This is a genomic window from Stackebrandtia sp. (assembly GCF_035643755.1).
Classification (GTDB): domain Bacteria; phylum Actinomycetota; class Actinomycetes; order Mycobacteriales; family Micromonosporaceae; genus Stackebrandtia.
This window is the reverse complement of the sequence record NZ_DASQPW010000177.1, coordinates 1-14522: the sequence shown is the minus strand read 5'-3', so window position 1 is coordinate 14522 and position 14522 is coordinate 1. Positions and strand designations below refer to the sequence as shown.

At 71.0% G+C, this 14522-nt stretch carries 14 protein-coding genes; all 14 read right to left on the bottom strand.

The features are described 5' to 3' along the window. The coding region (locus VE172_RS13230) for a glycerate kinase (RefSeq protein ID WP_324802359.1) at positions 1-687 on the bottom strand (687 nt) is incomplete at its 3' end. Further along, positions 684-2384: a glyoxylate carboligase gene (gcl, locus tag VE172_RS13225; RefSeq protein WP_324802358.1), complete on the bottom strand. Its 1701-nt coding sequence runs from the start codon at positions 2382-2384 to the stop codon at positions 684-686. The genes VE172_RS13230 and gcl, both read right to left, overlap by 4 nt. 4 nt (positions 2385-2388) lie before the next feature. Further along, positions 2389-3318, bottom strand: a complete 930-nt coding sequence (locus VE172_RS13220) for a 2-hydroxy-3-oxopropionate reductase (protein ID WP_324802356.1) — start codon at positions 3316-3318, stop codon at positions 2389-2391. A gap of 50 nt (positions 3319-3368) precedes the next feature. Continuing rightward, positions 3369-4166, bottom strand: a complete 798-nt coding sequence (locus VE172_RS13215; RefSeq protein WP_324802355.1) for a hydroxypyruvate isomerase family protein — start codon at positions 4164-4166, stop codon at positions 3369-3371. Further along, a complete protein-coding gene (locus VE172_RS13210) occupies positions 4163-4543 on the bottom strand; it encodes an allophanate hydrolase-related protein (RefSeq protein ID WP_324802354.1) in 381 nt (126 codons plus the stop codon). The genes VE172_RS13215 and VE172_RS13210 overlap by 4 nt, the downstream gene beginning before the upstream one ends. Positions 4544-4556: 13 nt before the next feature. Beyond that, the gene (locus tag VE172_RS13205) at positions 4557-5987 is read right to left on the bottom strand and encodes an XdhC family protein (protein WP_324802351.1); all 1431 of its coding nucleotides are present in this window, start codon (positions 5985-5987) and stop codon (positions 4557-4559) included. A gap of 23 nt (positions 5988-6010) precedes the next feature. Next, the gene (locus tag VE172_RS13200) at positions 6011-7465 is read right to left on the bottom strand and encodes an NCS2 family permease (RefSeq protein ID WP_324802348.1); all 1455 of its coding nucleotides are present in this window, start codon (positions 7463-7465) and stop codon (positions 6011-6013) included. 96 nt (positions 7466-7561) lie between these two features. Next, positions 7562-9856 carry a xanthine dehydrogenase subunit D gene (gene pucD, locus VE172_RS13195; RefSeq protein WP_414715096.1) on the bottom strand — a complete coding sequence of 765 codons (2295 nt, stop codon included), beginning with the start codon at positions 9854-9856 and terminating at the stop codon, positions 7562-7564. Further along, entirely contained in the window at positions 9853-11223 is a 1371-nt protein-coding gene (locus VE172_RS13190) for an 8-oxoguanine deaminase (RefSeq protein WP_324802342.1), read from the bottom strand. The genes pucD and VE172_RS13190 overlap by 4 nt, the downstream gene beginning before the upstream one ends. Then, positions 11220-11696, bottom strand: a complete 477-nt coding sequence (locus VE172_RS13185) for a (2Fe-2S)-binding protein (RefSeq protein ID WP_324802341.1) — start codon at positions 11694-11696, stop codon at positions 11220-11222. Before VE172_RS13185 ends, VE172_RS13190 begins: the two co-directional genes overlap by 4 nt. Continuing rightward, entirely contained in the window at positions 11687-12541 is an 855-nt protein-coding gene (locus VE172_RS13180; RefSeq protein ID WP_349258361.1) for an FAD binding domain-containing protein, read from the bottom strand. The genes VE172_RS13185 and VE172_RS13180 overlap by 10 nt, the downstream gene beginning before the upstream one ends. A 2-nt stretch (positions 12542-12543) precedes the next feature. After that, entirely contained in the window at positions 12544-13371 is an 828-nt protein-coding gene (gene pucL / locus VE172_RS13175; RefSeq protein WP_324802335.1) for a factor-independent urate hydroxylase, read from the bottom strand. 3 nt (positions 13372-13374) lie between these two features. Then, positions 13375-13701 carry a hydroxyisourate hydrolase gene (gene uraH / locus VE172_RS13170; protein WP_324802332.1) on the bottom strand — a complete coding sequence of 109 codons (327 nt, stop codon included), beginning with the start codon at positions 13699-13701 and terminating at the stop codon, positions 13375-13377. After that, positions 13698-14198: a 2-oxo-4-hydroxy-4-carboxy-5-ureidoimidazoline decarboxylase gene (gene uraD / locus VE172_RS13165; RefSeq protein WP_324802329.1), complete on the bottom strand. Its 501-nt coding sequence runs from the start codon at positions 14196-14198 to the stop codon at positions 13698-13700. The genes uraH and uraD overlap by 4 nt, the downstream gene beginning before the upstream one ends. Between the last annotated feature and the right edge of the window lie 324 nt (positions 14199-14522).

Here is a 14522-nt window from a genome sequence, read left to right as displayed (position 1 = left end):
GAGCATCCCCGCCCCGCCATCGGTGCAGGCGCTGCCGCCCAGGCCAAGCACGATGCGGCGACAGCCGCGCCCGCGCGCGGCGTCCAACAGTTCGCCGGTGCCGAAGCTGCTGGCGGCCAGGGGATCGGTTCCGCCTCCGCGGCCAGACGAAACGCCGTTTGGATGGTCCACGAGGGGCGGGGTCCCGCCCGTGTCGCGGTCGCCGACGGCGGGTCCGCTTCCGCGGCCAGCCGACGCGTCGTGTCGCGCGTTCATCGCCGATACGGGTGCGCCGTCGTGGCGGGCGCGATCGCCGATGGCCGTTGCGGTATCGCGGCCAATGGAGACCGTGTTCGGGGGGCCTCCCCCGAGGGGCGCGGTCGGGGGGTCGTTGGTTTCGGCCGTGGGTGGACGGGGGGCGCCGCAGTGGCGGAGGCCCGACGCCTCGGCGAGTTCGATCACGGCCTGGTCGCCCTTGACCGCGAAGGACGCCTCGACGGGATCGCCGAGGGGGCCGTGGACCGTGAGGGTGTGGCGGGTGAAGCCCGCGGCGAGGGCCGCGGCCACCGTGCCCTCGCCGCCGTCGGCCACGGGTACGCGGCGGGTGTCGACGCGGGCCGCCCGCAGGCCGTCGGCCAGGTGGTCGGCGACCTCGGCGGCGGTCAGGCAGCCCTTGAACTTGTCGCAGGCGATGACGACGGTCGTCATGGCTCGATGACCGCGTCGATCGCCGCGCCGCGCGCCGAGTTGGCCTCGCGTTCCACCATGATCTCGACCAGGACGGGTCGGCTGGTGGACGCGGCTTCCTTACGCGCCCAGTCGATCGCCTCGGCGATGTCGCCTGGTTGTTCGACGCGGCGTCCCGAGCACCCGTAACCCTCCATGATGGTGACGTTATCGGTTCCGTACGCGTCGTAGTGGATGTCGACCTGGTAGTTCATGTCGTAGTCGATCTCGGCCTGGCGGATCAGACCCAGATACTCGTTGTTGAGCATGACCAGCACGAACGGCACGCGGTACTGCGCGGCCACCGCGAGCTCCTCCACCAGGAACTGGAAGCCGTAGTCGCCGACCACCCCCAGCACCTCGGTGTCGCCCCTGCCCGCCGATTGCAGGGCCTTCTTGACGCCGATGGCGGCGGGGATCTCCCAGCCGAGCGGGCCCGCCTGGCCGCAGACCTGGTAGTGCCGTGGCTTGTGGACCTTCTGGTACATGCCCGACCAGATCTGGTAGAGCCCGATCGCGGTGACCACGTAGGTGTCGGGCCCGAAGGCGGCGTTGAGTTCGGCGAACACCCGCTGGGGCTTGATCGGCACCGAGTCGTCCGACAGTGGACGCTCCAGTGTGGTCTTCAGCTCCGTGATGCGGGACGTCCACGTCGGGCGGGAGAACGCGGCCGATCGGCTGCGTGCGGCGTCGCGCAGGGAGCTCAGGAACAGCTTGGCGTCGGACACGATGCCCAGGTCGGGCCCGAAGACCCTGCCGATCTGTGTCGGTTCGATGTCGACGTGGATGAACTTGCGGTCGCCGCGGTAGACGTCGAGGGCGCCCGTGTGGCGGTCGCCGAAGCGGGCGCCCACCGCCAACACCAGGTCGGACTCCAGAAAGGACGCGTTGGCGTAGCGTTGCGTGGTCTGGATTCCCGTCATGCCCGCGTTCAGGCGATGGTCGTCGTCGAGCGCGCCCTTGCCCATCAGGGTGACCTGCACGGGGACGTCCAGCAGCTCGGCGACCTCGCGCAGTTCGGCGCAGGCGCCCGCGCCGATCACGCCGCCTCCCGCCAGGATCAGCGGCTTCTCGGCCTCCAGCAGCATCTCCAGCGCGCGGTCCACCCGCGGCGCCGTGGGCTCCACGGGGTGCACGGGCAGCGGCGCGTCGAGGTCGGGGTCCCATTCGATGGTCTGCTTCTGGACGTCCAGGGGCAGGTCGATGAGGACGGGCCCTGGTCGGCCCGAGCGGGCGATCTGGAAGGCGCGGCGGAAGATCCACGGCGCCTGGGCCGCCTCCTTCACCTGCACCGCCCACTTGGTGACGGGCGCGGCGACGTCCACGATGTCCACCGCCTGGAACGCCTCCTGGTGGAGCTTGCCCAGCGGCGCCTGCCCCGTGATGCACAGGATCGGGATCGAGTCGGCCATCGCGGTGTACAGGCCCGTGATCATGTTGGTGCCCGCGGGGCCCGAGGTGCCGATGGCGACCCCGACCTTGCCGTTGGTGCGGGCCCAGCCGTCGGCCATGTGGGTGGCGCCCTCCTCGTGGCGGACGATGAGGTGTCCGATGTCGCCGTCGGCCTCCATCGCCTGGTACAGCGGCAGAATCGCCGCGCCCGGGCAGCCGAAGGACATGTCGACGCCCTCGCTCTTGAGCACCTCGACGACGGCGCGCATGACTGGCATGGTCGTCATGGCCTTACGCCCCCTTCCGATCGTTGAGACCCTCGATGACCGCCAGCAGCGCCGAATGGTCGGCGTCGCCGAGGCCCGAGGCGCGGGCGGCGGCCACCAGGGACTCCACCTGGGCAGCCAGCGGCAGGGCGACGCCCGCGCCGCGCGCGGCATTGTGGACGATGCCCATGTCCTTGTGGTGCAGGTCGATGCGGAAGCCCGGCGGGTAGGAGCGGTGGAGGAAGTTGTCCATCTTGCGGGTCAGGACGGTCGATCCCGCCAGCCCCCCGTTGAGGACCTCCAGCCCCCGCGCGGGGTCGACGCCCGACGCCTCCATGAGGACGAGCGCCTCGGCGTTGAGCGCGATGATCCCGCCCACCAGCAGCTGGTTGGCGGCCTTGACGACCTGGCCCGCGCCGTGGGGTCCGACGTGGACGACGGTCTTGCCGAGCGCGTCGAGGATGTCGCGGGCGGACGCGAAGTCGGCCTCGTCGCCGCCCACCATGATGGACAGCACCGCCTCCACGGCCCCCGCCTGGCCGCCCGACACGGGCGCGTCCAGCACCCGCACCCCACGCGGCGCGGCGGCGGTGGCCACCGCCTGCGAGGTCTGCGGGCTGACGGTGCTCATGTCAATGAGCAGCGCGCCCGCCGCGGCGTGGGCCAGCACACCGTCGTCGCCGAGCACCACCGCCTCGACCTGCGCGTCGGCGGGCAGCATCGTGATCACGATGTCGGCGCCCGACGCGGCGTCGCCGATCGACTCGGCCGCCTCCCCGCCCGCTTCGGCCAGTGTGGACACCGCTTCCCGCGACAGGTCGAAGCCGTGCACCCGATGCCCGGCGTCGGCCAGGTGGCGGGCCATGGGAGCGCCCATGATGCCCAGCCCGATGAATCCTATGGTCGTCATCTCTTCCCTCTTCCGTGATGTCTCGGCACCGTTTTTTGGCGACACGGTGCCGACGCTGCGTCGCGCGACGCCGCGGTGGTGATCGTTGTGGATGGTTAGTTGCGGAGTTTCTCCATCCAGCCGAGGCTGTCGGCGCTGGGCACGGTCGGCTTGTACTCCAGCCCGACCCAGCCTGGGTAGCCGCGCGCGTCGAGATCGTCGAACAGCGCGGTGAAGTCGAAGGTGCCGCTGCCTGGTTCGCCGCGGCCTGGCGTGTCGGCGATCTGGACGTGCCCGATGCGTCCGAAGTGGCGCCCCAGCACCTCGTCGGGGGGTTCTCCCATGCGCGCCAGGTGATAGAAGTCGGCGAGGAGGCGCAGGTTGGGCGCGCCCACGGCGTCCAGCACGCGGATCACGTCGTCCGACGAGGTCAGCGGGTAGCGGGGGTTCTCGTGCGCGTTGACCGCCTCCACCAGCACGACCGCCTCGGACGTCGCGGCCGCGCGCGCGGCCAGCGCGAGGTTCTCGGCCGCCAGCTCGTCCTGGAGTTCGGGGGCGACGCCGTCGATGCGGTTGCCGTACAGGGCGTTGAGCGATCGGCATCCCAACCGTGTAGCGATGCCGATCGCCGTGTCGATGTTGTCGCGGAAGGCCGCGCTGTCGGACGGGGACGACAGCAGCCCGCGGTCGCCGCGGGGCATGTCGCCCGCGGCGAAGTTGAGGCCCGTCAGACGCATGCCCGCGTCGTCGATGGCCGCGACGAAGGCGTCCACTTCGGAGTCGGACGGGGTGGGTGTGGCGAACGGCCACCAGAACTCGCACGCCTCGAGTCCCGCCGCGCGGGCGGCCGCGGGCCGCTCCAGCATCGGAAGCTCGGTGAACATGATGGACAGATTGGCCGTGAATCGCGTCATGCCCTGGCCTCCTGGTAGGCGTTCCACGAACCGACCTCGGAGATGTCGACCAGCTCGGACGAACCTCGCAGGTTCGGCCGCAGCACCATCGACAGGCTGGCCGTGCCGTCGGCCAGGCGGATCACCGACAGCTCCAGTTCGGGCGGTTCGTTGGGCAGCAGGCTGGCGTGCAGCACGTCCAGGGGCATGTCGTACAGCTCCCCCGCAACGGCGCGCCCGCCCGCCGAAACGGGATCCAGTGCGGGATAACGATCGCCGACCGAATAGAAGCGGTACATCGGCGCCGTGTTGATCTCGGCCACCAGCGGCGCGCCACGCAGCATGTCGTGCAGCGGTCCGCCCCGCATCGCGCCTCCGTTGAGAAACATGTGAACCATGGGCCTTCACTCCTTAACTCATCGCTGGGGTCTTGTGGATCGGGGCGTCCGTTTCGGACAGGAAGCCCGCGCTGGCGCCGTGGTGCAGCGCGGTGATCTCGGCGAGGATCGACAGGGCGGTCTCCTGGCTGGAGCGCCCGCCGAGGTCGAGCCCGATGGGCGAGCGCAGCCTGCGCAGCGCGGACTCCTCCACGCCGCTGTCGCGCAGGCGCCGCAGCCGATCGCGGTGGGTACGCCGCGATCCCATCGCGCCGATGTATCCCGCCTCGGATCGCAGGGCGCGTTCCAGCAGCGGAATGTCGAACTTGGCGTCGTGGGTGAGCACGCAGATGGCGGTGGCGGCGTCCACGGTGATGCCGTCCAGGTAGCGGTGCGGCCACTGGACGACGATCTCGTCGGCCTCGGGGAACCGTTGGGGCGTGGCGAAGACGCCGCGCGCGTCGCACACGACGACGCGGTACCCGAGCTGCTTCGCCAGGCGCACCACGTCGGCGGCGAAGTCGACGGCTCCGAACACCAGCAGCCGAGGCGGCGGCGGGTACGCCTCCACCAGGATGCCACGTCCGTCCACATCGAAGCGTCCGAATCGCCCGCCCGCCAACAGCTCGCGGGCCCTACCCACGACCTCGGCGTCCAGCTTCGCCTCGCCGAGCGAGCCGTGCGCCCGCGAGCCAGGATCCACATCGCCAGCCGATATCCCGCCGTCGACGGGCTTTCGCGCCGCTCCCGACCTGGACTCGCCCGCGACCGCCAGCGCGCCCCCCGCGCCCGATTCTTCTTGGGCGCCAGGGGCTTTGGCGCCCTCGTCAGGACCTGAGCTGACGGCGGGAACGTCCACCTCCAGCCCGCGATGCAGACCCGACTCCCCCTGGGCGCCAGAGGCTTTGGCACCCTCGTATGGACCTGAGCCGACGGGGGGGAGGTCCGCCTCCACCTCTAGCCCGCGATGCACGCCCGACTCTCCCTGGGCACCAGAGGCTTTGGTGCCTTCGTATGGACCTGAGCTGACGGGGGGGAGGTCCGCCTCGACCGCCAGCGCGCGACCCGTGCCAGGGCCGCTGACGATCCGCGCCAGCGCGACCCCGTTGCCCGCCATCAGTTCCCTTGCGGCGGCGGTGATCGCGGGGTCTCCTGGGTCCACGGGGGTGACGAACACCGAGACGCTGCCGCCGCAGGTCAGCCCCACGGCGAAGGCGTCGGCATCGGAGTATCCGAAGGTGTGCACCTGTGGATCGGCGCCGTCGAGCACCCGCTGGCAGGCGTCGTACACGGCGCCCTCGACGCAGCCGCCCGAGACCCCGCCGATGGCGGTGCCCGCGGCGTCCACGGCCAGTGCGGTCCCGGGCGGGCGGGGAGCCGAGCCCGTCACCGCGATGACCGTCGCCAGGGCGAAGCGCCGCCCTTCGGCGCACCACTGTGCGACGGTGGTAGCGATGTCACGCATGGTTCGGCTCCTTCCATGAGGGCTTATTTGGCGATGGTTTCCAGTGCGTAGATTCCGAAGTACGCCACGAACACCACCGACACGATCCACAGCAGCCAGCCGGGCTGGCGCCATTTTCCGTTGACGGCCTTGATGACGACGTAGGCGATGACTCCCGCGCCCACGCCCGAGGTCACCGAGTAGGTGAACGGGGTGATCGCGAGGATCAGGAACGCGGGGATGGCGATCTCGGTGTTCTTCCAGTCAATGTTGCGGGCCTGGGCGCACATCAGTCCGCCGACGAGCACCAGCGCGGGGGCGGCGGCCTGCTGCGGGATCACGGTCGCCAGGGGCGCCAAGAACATCGCGACGCCGAACATGCCGCCGGTGACCACACTGGCCAGTCCCGTGCGGGCCCCGTCTCCCACGCCCGCGGCCGATTCCACGAACACCGTGTTGGCTGACGAGGAGGTGAGGCCGCCGAAGGTGGCGGCGGCGCCGTCGATGGACAGCACCCGCCCGATGCCGGGCATGTTGCCGTTGGAGTCGACCAGCCCCGCCTCGTCGGACACCGCGATCACGGTTCCCATGGCGTCGAAGAATCCCGACAGCACCAGCGTGAACACGAAGACCACAAGGGACACGAGGCCGATGTGGGTGACCGCGCCGACGACGTCGACCTGGCCGAACAGCGAGAAGTCGGGCAGCTGGGCGACCTTGTCGGGCACCGACGGCGTCACCAGGCCCCAGCCCGCCCCGACGTGGGCGACGGTTTCGATGACGATGCCCAGCACGGTCGCCACGACGATGCTCAGCAGCACCGCGCCGGGCACCTTGCGCGACCACAACGCGATCATCAGCACCAGACCGACCACGAACACGACGATCGGCCATCCCTTGAGGACACCGCCGTCGCCCAGGACCACGGGCACCGTGGTGTGCGCGGCGTCGGGGCGGCGGGTGACGAAGCCCGCGTTGACCAGTCCGATCAGCGCGATGAACAGCCCGAGGCCGACGCCGATGGCGTGCTTCAGGTCGCGGGGTATCGCGTTCATGATCCTGGTACGCACGCCGCTGGCGGCCAGCGCCACGATCACGAGTCCCTGGATCACCACCAGGCCCATGGCCTGCGGCCAGGTCACCTGCGGCGCGATCTGGTACGCCACCACGGCGTTGACGGTGAGCGCGGCGGCCAGCGCCAGCGGCACCCGTCCGATGGCGCCCATCACGACGGTGGCCACGAACGCCGAGAACGCGGTCATGGTGGTGACGCCGATCAGCGACAGCCGCTGGCCGTTGATGTCGTGGGCGCCGGTGAGGATCAGGGGGTTGAGGACGATGATGTACGACATCGCCATGAACGTGGTCAGGCCGCCGCGCACCTCGCGCAGTGGGGTGGTGCCGCGCGCGGTGATCTGGAACCAGCGGTCGAACCATCCGGGTGGCCGCGACCCTGGCGCGCGGGACGCCTTCGTGGCGTCCGATGCGGTGGAGCTCATCAGTTTCTCTCCCACTGTTGTCTGGGTTGTCCGGTCAGTTCTCGGGCGTGGCGAGCGGGAGCAAGTCCAACGCCGATCCGTCCGTGATCTTGCTCGTCAGTCCCCGACGATGTGCTCGGGGCGGACCGGAACGCGAGGTAGCGCACGTCCCGTGGCGTCACGGATGGCGGCCACGATGGCCGGGGTGGACGACAGGGTGGGGGGTTCTCCCGCGCCGCGGAGTCCGTAGGGAGCATTGGGGTCGGGGTATTCCAATATCTCCATGCGCATGGGCGGCATGTCGAGGATGGTGGGGATCAGGTAGTCGGTGAAGGACGGGTTGCGTACCTTGCCCTCCGACACCAGGATCTCCTCCATCACCGCCAGGCCGAGGCCCTGGGCGGTGCCGCCCTGGATCTGCCCCTCAAGGGACAGTCGATTCAGGATCTTGCCGACGTCCTGCACCGCCGACAGGTCGACGACCTTGACGAGGCCGAGCTCGACGTCCACGTCGACGACCGCGCGGTGCACGCACAGCGCCAGCTGGGTGTGGGAGTCGCCGCGCCCGGACAGCGGGTCCATGGGCGCGGTGGGCCGGTGGCGGAACTCCCGCGTCACCTCGATGGCGTCGCCGCCCAGCACGTCGACCAGCGCGCCGAGCACCCCGCCGGCGGCGGAGACGGCCTTGCCGCCGGTCAGCCGCAGGTCGACGGGCGCCACGCCGAGCCGCCCGGCGATCACGCCGCGCACCTCGATGCAGGCGGCGCGCACCGCGCCTCCGGTCATATAGGACTGTCTTGACGCCGAGGACGATCCCGCCGAGCCGACGGCGGTGTCGGCCGGGACGATGGTGACCCGTTCGACGCCCAGCTCGGTGCGGGCGATCTGGGCCTGGAGCGTCACGAGCCCCTGCCCCACCTCGATGCCGGCGGTGTGCACCAGCGCGACCGGCTCGCCGCCGATCACCTCGAGGCGGATCCGGGCGGTGGAGTAGTCGTCGAAGCCCTCGGAGAAGCAGATGTTCTTGATGCCGACGCCGAAGCCGATCCCGCGCCGCACTCCCTCGCCGTGGGTGGTGTTGGCGACGCCTCCGGGGAGGTCGCGCAGGTCACGGTCGCCTTGGGGCGCTTCGGGAAGCGGGATGGCCTCCAGGCGGGTGAGCATCTCGGCCAGCGGTGCCGGGGAGTCGAGTACCTGGCCGGTGGCCAGCCTCGAGCCCTGGGCCACGGCGTTGCGGCGGCGCACCTCGGCGGGGCTGATGCCCACCGCGGCGGCGAGTTTGTCCATTTGGGACTCGTAGGCGAAGCAGGTCTGGACGGCGCCGAAGCCGCGCATCGCGCCGCACGGCGGGTTGTTGGTGTAGACGCCCCAGGCGTCGATGGCGACGTTGGGGACCTCGTAGGGGCCGATGCCCAGCGACGCGGCGTTGCCGACCACGGCGGGGGTCGTCGAGGCGTAGGCGCCGCCGTCCAGGATGATCTCGGCCTTGACGTAGACGATCCTGCCGTCGCGGTCGGCGCCGTGCTCGTAGCGCATGACCGCCGGGTGCCGGTGCACGTGGCCGAAGAACGACTCCTGGCGGTGGTACATCATCTTCACCGGGCGTCCGGTGTGCAGCGCGAGCATGCAGGCGTGGATCTGCACCGACAGGTCCTCGCGGCCGCCGAAGGCGCCGCCCACACCGGACTGGGTGAGCCGCACCTTGGACTCGGGCAGGTCGAGACACGGCGCGACCTGCCACAGGTCATTGTGGAGCCACTGGCTGGCGACGTACAGGTCGACGCCGCCGTCCTCGGCGGGCACGGCCAGCCCGGACTCCGGGCCCAAAAACGCCTGGTCCTGCATGCCGACGGTGTATTCGCCGCTCACCACGACCTCGGCGACCGCCGCGTCGGCGTCGCCGACGACGACGGGCTGGTGGCGCACCACGTTGCCGCCGGAGTGCAGCCGCGGCGCCGAGTCGTCGTGGATCGCGCGTTCGGGGTCGGTGAGCGGCTGGAGCACCTCGTAGTCCACGTCGACCAGCGCGGCGGCGCGGCGGCCGGTCTCGGGGTGGTCGGCGGCGATGAGCGCGACCGGCTCCCCCTGGTAGCGCACCACGTCCATGGCCAGCACGGGCTGGTCGCGCTTGTCGTTTCCGTACATTTTGGACCCGGGCACGTCGTCGGCGGTGAGCACGCAGCGCACCCCCGGCAGGGTCAGGGCCGCCGATATGTCGATGCCGCGAATCCGGGCGTACGGGTGTGGGCTGCGCAGCGTGGTGCCCCACAGCATGTTCTCCATCCACAGGTCGGAGGAGTAGGCGAATTCGCCGCGCACCTTGAGGCGGGCGTCGGGACGCACCGGGGAGTCGCCCACCCCGCCGCGCAGCCCCTGGGTGAGGCTCTCGGGTCCGCGCACCGGTGTCCTCATTGGTCCGCCCTCCGCGTGATGCGGCGGTGGGCGGCGCGGGACTCGCGGGCCAGGGCCGCGGCGTCGGCGGTGAGCAGCTCCCCGTCCTCCACGATGGGGCGGCCGTTGACGGTCAGCAGCGCCAGCGGCGCGGGCGGCCCGATCACCAGGGCGGCCACCGGGTCGGCGATCCCGGCGTGCCCGAGCCCGTCGATCCTCCACAGTGCCACGTCGGCGAGCTTGCCGACCTCGAGCGAGCCGATCTCGGCCTCGCGGCCCAGCACCCGGGCGCCGCCGATGGTGCCCATGGCCAGGGCCTGGCGCGCGGACATCGCGTGGGGGCCGCCGACCTGGCGGGCGGTGTACAGCGACTGGCGCAGCTCGTCGGCCAGCATGCTGGCCTCCTGGGAGGCCGAGCCGTCCACGCCGAGACCCACCGGGACCCGGGCGTCCAGCATGGAGCGCGACGGGGCCATGCCGGTGCCGAGCCGGGCGTTGGAGCTCGGGCAGTGGGCGACGCCGGTTCCCGTGGCGCCCAAACGTTTCACGTCCTCGGGTCGCAGGTGGACGGCGTGGGCGAACCACACGTCGTCCCCGAGCCAGCCGAGCGAGTCCATGTAGTCCACCGGGGAGCAGCCGTGGGTCTCGGCGCAGAAGCGGTCCTCGTCCAGGGATTCGCACAGGTGGGTGTGGAGCCGCACGCCATTGTCGCGAGCCAGCACGGCCGCGTCGCGCAGCAGCTCGGTGCTGACCGAGAACGGCGAGCAGGGCGCCACGGCCACGCGCAGCATCGACGCGAACGACGGGTCGTGATACCGCGCGATGGCGTCCTGGGTGGAGGTGAGGATCTCGTCGAGGTTCTCCACCAGGTGATCCGGCGGCAGGCCGCCGTGCGACTGTCCCCTGTCCATGGAGCCGCGCGCCAGGTGGAAACGCACCCCGATGTCGCGCACCGCCGCGATCTCGGCGTCCAGCAGCTCGTCGCGCATGCCGCGGGGGAACACGTAGTGGTGGTCGGCGCTGGTGGTGCATCCGGTGAGCGCCAACCATCCCAGCCCGCCGCGCACCGCCGCGCCCAGCGTCTCGGCGTCCAGGTGCGCCCACACCGGGTACAGCGCCACCAGCCACTCGAACAGGGTCTGGTCGCATGCCATGCCGCGGGTCGCCCACTGGTACAGGTGGTGGTGGGTGTTGACGAGGCCGGGTGTGGCCAGGCAGCCCTCGCCGTCGACGCGCCGGGTCGGCACGTCGTCGTGAGGGGCCGGCGCGCTTCCCGCGCCCACGGCGGCGATCCGGCCGTCCTCGATCACCACGTGACCGGAGGCGTGCTCGGTGCCCGCGCCGTCCACGGTGGCGACGGCGGCGTTGTCGATGATGATGCGGTTCATGGGTTCCTCCTGGTGGCGGCCAACCGGACGGCGTCGAGGATCTTCTCGTAACCGGTGCAGCGGCACAGATTCCCCGCCAGCGCCTCGCGAACCTCGACATCGGACGGTTGGGGGTTGCGGCGCAGCAGGTCGGTGGCGGACACCAGCAGTCCCGGGGTGCAGAACCCGCACTGCACGGCCCCGGCCTCCACGAAGGCGGCCTGGATCGCCGACAGCTCCTCGTCGGGCAGGCCGGCGGCCAGCCCCTCGACGGTGCGCACCCGGCGGCCTGCGGCCTGCGGCGCGGCCACCAGGCACGAGCACACGGCGGTGTCGTCCAGGTAGACCGTGCAGGAACCGCATTCGCCCTGCTCGCAGGCGTTCTTGGCGCCGGGGAAGCCGAGGCGTTCACGCAGCATGTACAGCAGGCTCTCGCCGGGCCACACGTCGTCGGCGGCCACGTCCTCTCCGTTGACCGACAGTTTCAGGCGCATCGCAACTCCTTCCACGCCCATCCCAGAGTGCGACGGGCCATGACGGACAGGGCGTGGCGGCGATAGTCGGCGCTGCCGCGCACGTCGTCGATGGGGCGGGCCGCCGCTGCCACCAGTTCGCCGAAGCGCCTCGCCACCGGCTCGGGCAGCGGTCCCCGCTTGTCCCAGTCCAGCTCGGCGGCCAGGAACTCCTCGGCTTCGGGTGCGCGCACCGGGGTGGGTGCGGCCGAACCGATCCCGGTGCCGACGCGCCGACGCGCGGCGTCCAGCACCAGACCGAGCGCGCACACCGCGATCACCATGGCGTTTCGGGTGCCGATCTTGGAGAACTGTTGGGATCCTTCGATTCTCGGCACCCTGATCGCGGTGATGAGCTCGTCTTCGGCCAGGCAGTTGCGCTTCACTCCGGTGAAGAAGTCGGCGATGGCGACGTCGCGTCGGCCGCACGCGGAGGCGATCTCCACGGTGGCGTTCGAGGCCATCAGGACGGGATGGCCGTCCCCGGCGGGCGAGGCGGCGCCGAGGTTGCCGCCCAGGGTGCCGCGGTTGCGGATCTGCGGCGAGCCGACGGTGCGCGAGGCGATCGCCAGCCCGGGCAGGATCGGCCCGATCTCGTTGATGATCCGCACGTACGGCACGCCCGCGCCGATGCGCACCCGAGCGTCGTCGCCGTCCCATTCGGCGAGCTCGGCGACGCGGTTCAGGTCGAGCAGGGCGGCGGGCCGGTGGACGTCGAAGTTCAACTCCACCATCACGTCGGTGCCGCCGGCGATCGGCATCGCGTCGGGATGGGCGGCCTTGATCTCCACGGCTTCGTCCAATGTGGTGGGACTGTGGAAGTCCATGCTCATGCGCGTCGCACCGTCCCCTCGATCAGGCCGTAGGGGCGGTCGGCGGCGTTGAAGACCAGGCCGGGGTTGTCGCGCCCGAAGCGTTCGATGTCGTACAGGAAGTGGTGCTTGTTGGGCAGCTCCAGCGACACCTCGTCCACCTCGTCGACGGCCTCGATCACCTTGGCCCCCATGGCGTACAGCGTCTGCTGCAGCGACAGCGAATAGGTGCCGGTGAACCCGGCGATCAGGGCCGCGCGCGCCGCGTCGTACGCCTTGGCGAAGTCCATCTCGGACGTCGCGTACGTCCAGCCCGCCGCCACCGCCGTGGCCAGGATGCGGTCGGTGGCCTCGGGGAGCGTGGTGAATTCGTCCTTGATGTACCCGGAGAACTCCGAATCGGTGGAGTTCAACAGCAGCAGGTCCTTCAGTCCCGCGCCCACGGTCGCGACCGAGCCGTCGTAGTCGACCGAGGCGGTGCGCACCTCGCCGCCGACGGGGCGCTGGAACGAGTGGTCGCCCAGCCGCTGCCAGCGATACTCCTCAATGGTCACCGTGGCGCGGCGGATCGGGGCGAAGGAGTCCACGAAGTGCCTGGCCAGCCGCAGTCCGAAGGGCTCGACGCCGTCGATGCCGTCGCGGGCGAAGGCGTACACGGTGTTCTTCTGGGTGTCGGTGGGCAGCACGTTCGCGTTGTCGCCCGACAGGTGCACCTCGTCCAGGTCGCCCGACAGCGCCACCGACACGTTCAGGTCGATGATCTCGTGGCGGGGGGTGTCGCGCACCAGCCGTACCAGGCGGGTCTCGGCCTTGCCGTAGCGGTTGGTGTGGAGGCGAACGGCCATGGATTAGCTCCCTTTGTACGTCGAGTAGGCGAACGGGCTCAGCAGCAGCGGGACGTGGTGGTGGGCGTCGGGGTCGGCGACGGTGAAGGTCACCACGGCCTCGGGGTGGAAGGTGGGGGTGTCGCGCCGCCGCCACCAGTCCCCGGTGGAGAAGACGAGGCGGTGACGGCCGGAACGCAGCCGCCAGCCCGCGATCCGGCCATCGGTATCCGTCGTCCCACTGTGGAGCATCTCGTAGCCGCCGTCGTCGGTGCGGCACCACAGCGAGACCTCCATGCCCGCCGCCGGTCGGCCGGCGGTGGCGTCCAGGACGTGGGTGGACAGGCTCATGGACCCACCAGCTTTCGCAGTCGCAGCCGCACGATGCCGCGCAGCTCGCGCGCCACCTCCACGGCCTCGGTGTCGTCGTCGTTGCCCAGCCGACGTTTCGCCTCGGCCAGGATGGCCGCGGCGGAACGGCCGGTCGCACAGATCAGGAAGACCCGGCCGAAGCGCTCGGTGTAGGCGCGGTTGGCCTCGGCGAGCTCGGCGGCGACGCCAGTGTCGGGGGCGGCCGCGGCGGCCTGCTCCTGGCGGGACCAGGACGATTCGGTGTCGGTGCCCGCGGCGCGCCGCCCGATCGGCGGGTGCGCGTCGGCGGCGCGGGCGATGGCGGCGGCATCGAGGGCGTCGAACGCGGCGGTGGCGTGCGCGAGCAGGGCGTCGACGTCGGCGTAGGGCCGCGCGTCGGCCACCGCCCGGGTCCACTCCCCGGCGGCGCAGCAGGCCGTCAGCGCCTCAGCCGCCCGCTCGGTCGGCAGTTCGTTGAACCGTTCGATGGTCCACATGGCTCACCTCCGTCGTTCGCCTCGATGGGCAGGAAGTTAACCGCTTGTCCCCCATTGACTTCCACCGTCGGACGCCACAAAAACCCCGCTGTTCACACCCGCGAAATTTGGATGATCGTCCAGCCCCCTTCATAGTTTCCCACCCGTTAACATCGCGGGACGAACACCGGCGAAAGGCGGTGATCATGGACCTCAACGCCCTGCTGGACCTTCCTGAGCTGGGCCTGCGTCTGGTGTACGGCCGCCGGCACCTGAATCGGTCGATCCGCTGGGTGGTGCCCACCGACCTCCCCAATCCCCGCCGCTACCTGTCGGGCGGCGAGC

Bases quoted from the DNA above. Each gene is read 5' to 3' on its own strand.
- gcl (WP_324802358.1), bottom strand. From the start codon at position 2,384: ATGACGACCATGCCAGTCATGCGCGCCGTCGTCGAGGTGCTCAAGAGC.
- pucD (WP_414715096.1), bottom strand. From the start codon at position 9,856: ATGAGGACACCGGTGCGCGGACCCGAGAGCCTCACCCAGGGGCTGCGC.
- VE172_RS13215 (WP_324802355.1), bottom strand. From the start codon at position 4,166: ATGACGCGATTCACGGCCAATCTGTCCATCATGTTCACCGAGCTTCCG.
- pucL (WP_324802335.1), bottom strand. From the start codon at position 13,371: ATGGCCGTTCGCCTCCACACCAACCGCTACGGCAAGGCCGAGACCCGC.
- uraH (WP_324802332.1), bottom strand. From the start codon at position 13,701: ATGAGCCTGTCCACCCACGTCCTGGACGCCACCGCCGGCCGACCGGCG.
- VE172_RS13180 (WP_349258361.1), bottom strand. From the start codon at position 12,541: ATGGACTTCCACAGTCCCACCACATTGGACGAAGCCGTGGAGATCAAG.
- VE172_RS13205 (WP_324802351.1), bottom strand. From the start codon at position 5,987: ATGCGTGACATCGCTACCACCGTCGCACAGTGGTGCGCCGAAGGGCGG.
- VE172_RS13210 (WP_324802354.1), bottom strand. From the start codon at position 4,543: ATGGTTCACATGTTTCTCAACGGAGGCGCGATGCGGGGCGGACCGCTG.
- uraD (WP_324802329.1), bottom strand. From the start codon at position 14,198: ATGTGGACCATCGAACGGTTCAACGAACTGCCGACCGAGCGGGCGGCT.
- VE172_RS13190 (WP_324802342.1), bottom strand. From the start codon at position 11,223: ATGAACCGCATCATCATCGACAACGCCGCCGTCGCCACCGTGGACGGC.
- VE172_RS13185 (WP_324802341.1), bottom strand. From the start codon at position 11,696: ATGCGCCTGAAACTGTCGGTCAACGGAGAGGACGTGGCCGCCGACGAC.
- VE172_RS13200 (WP_324802348.1), bottom strand. From the start codon at position 7,465: ATGAGCTCCACCGCATCGGACGCCACGAAGGCGTCCCGCGCGCCAGGG.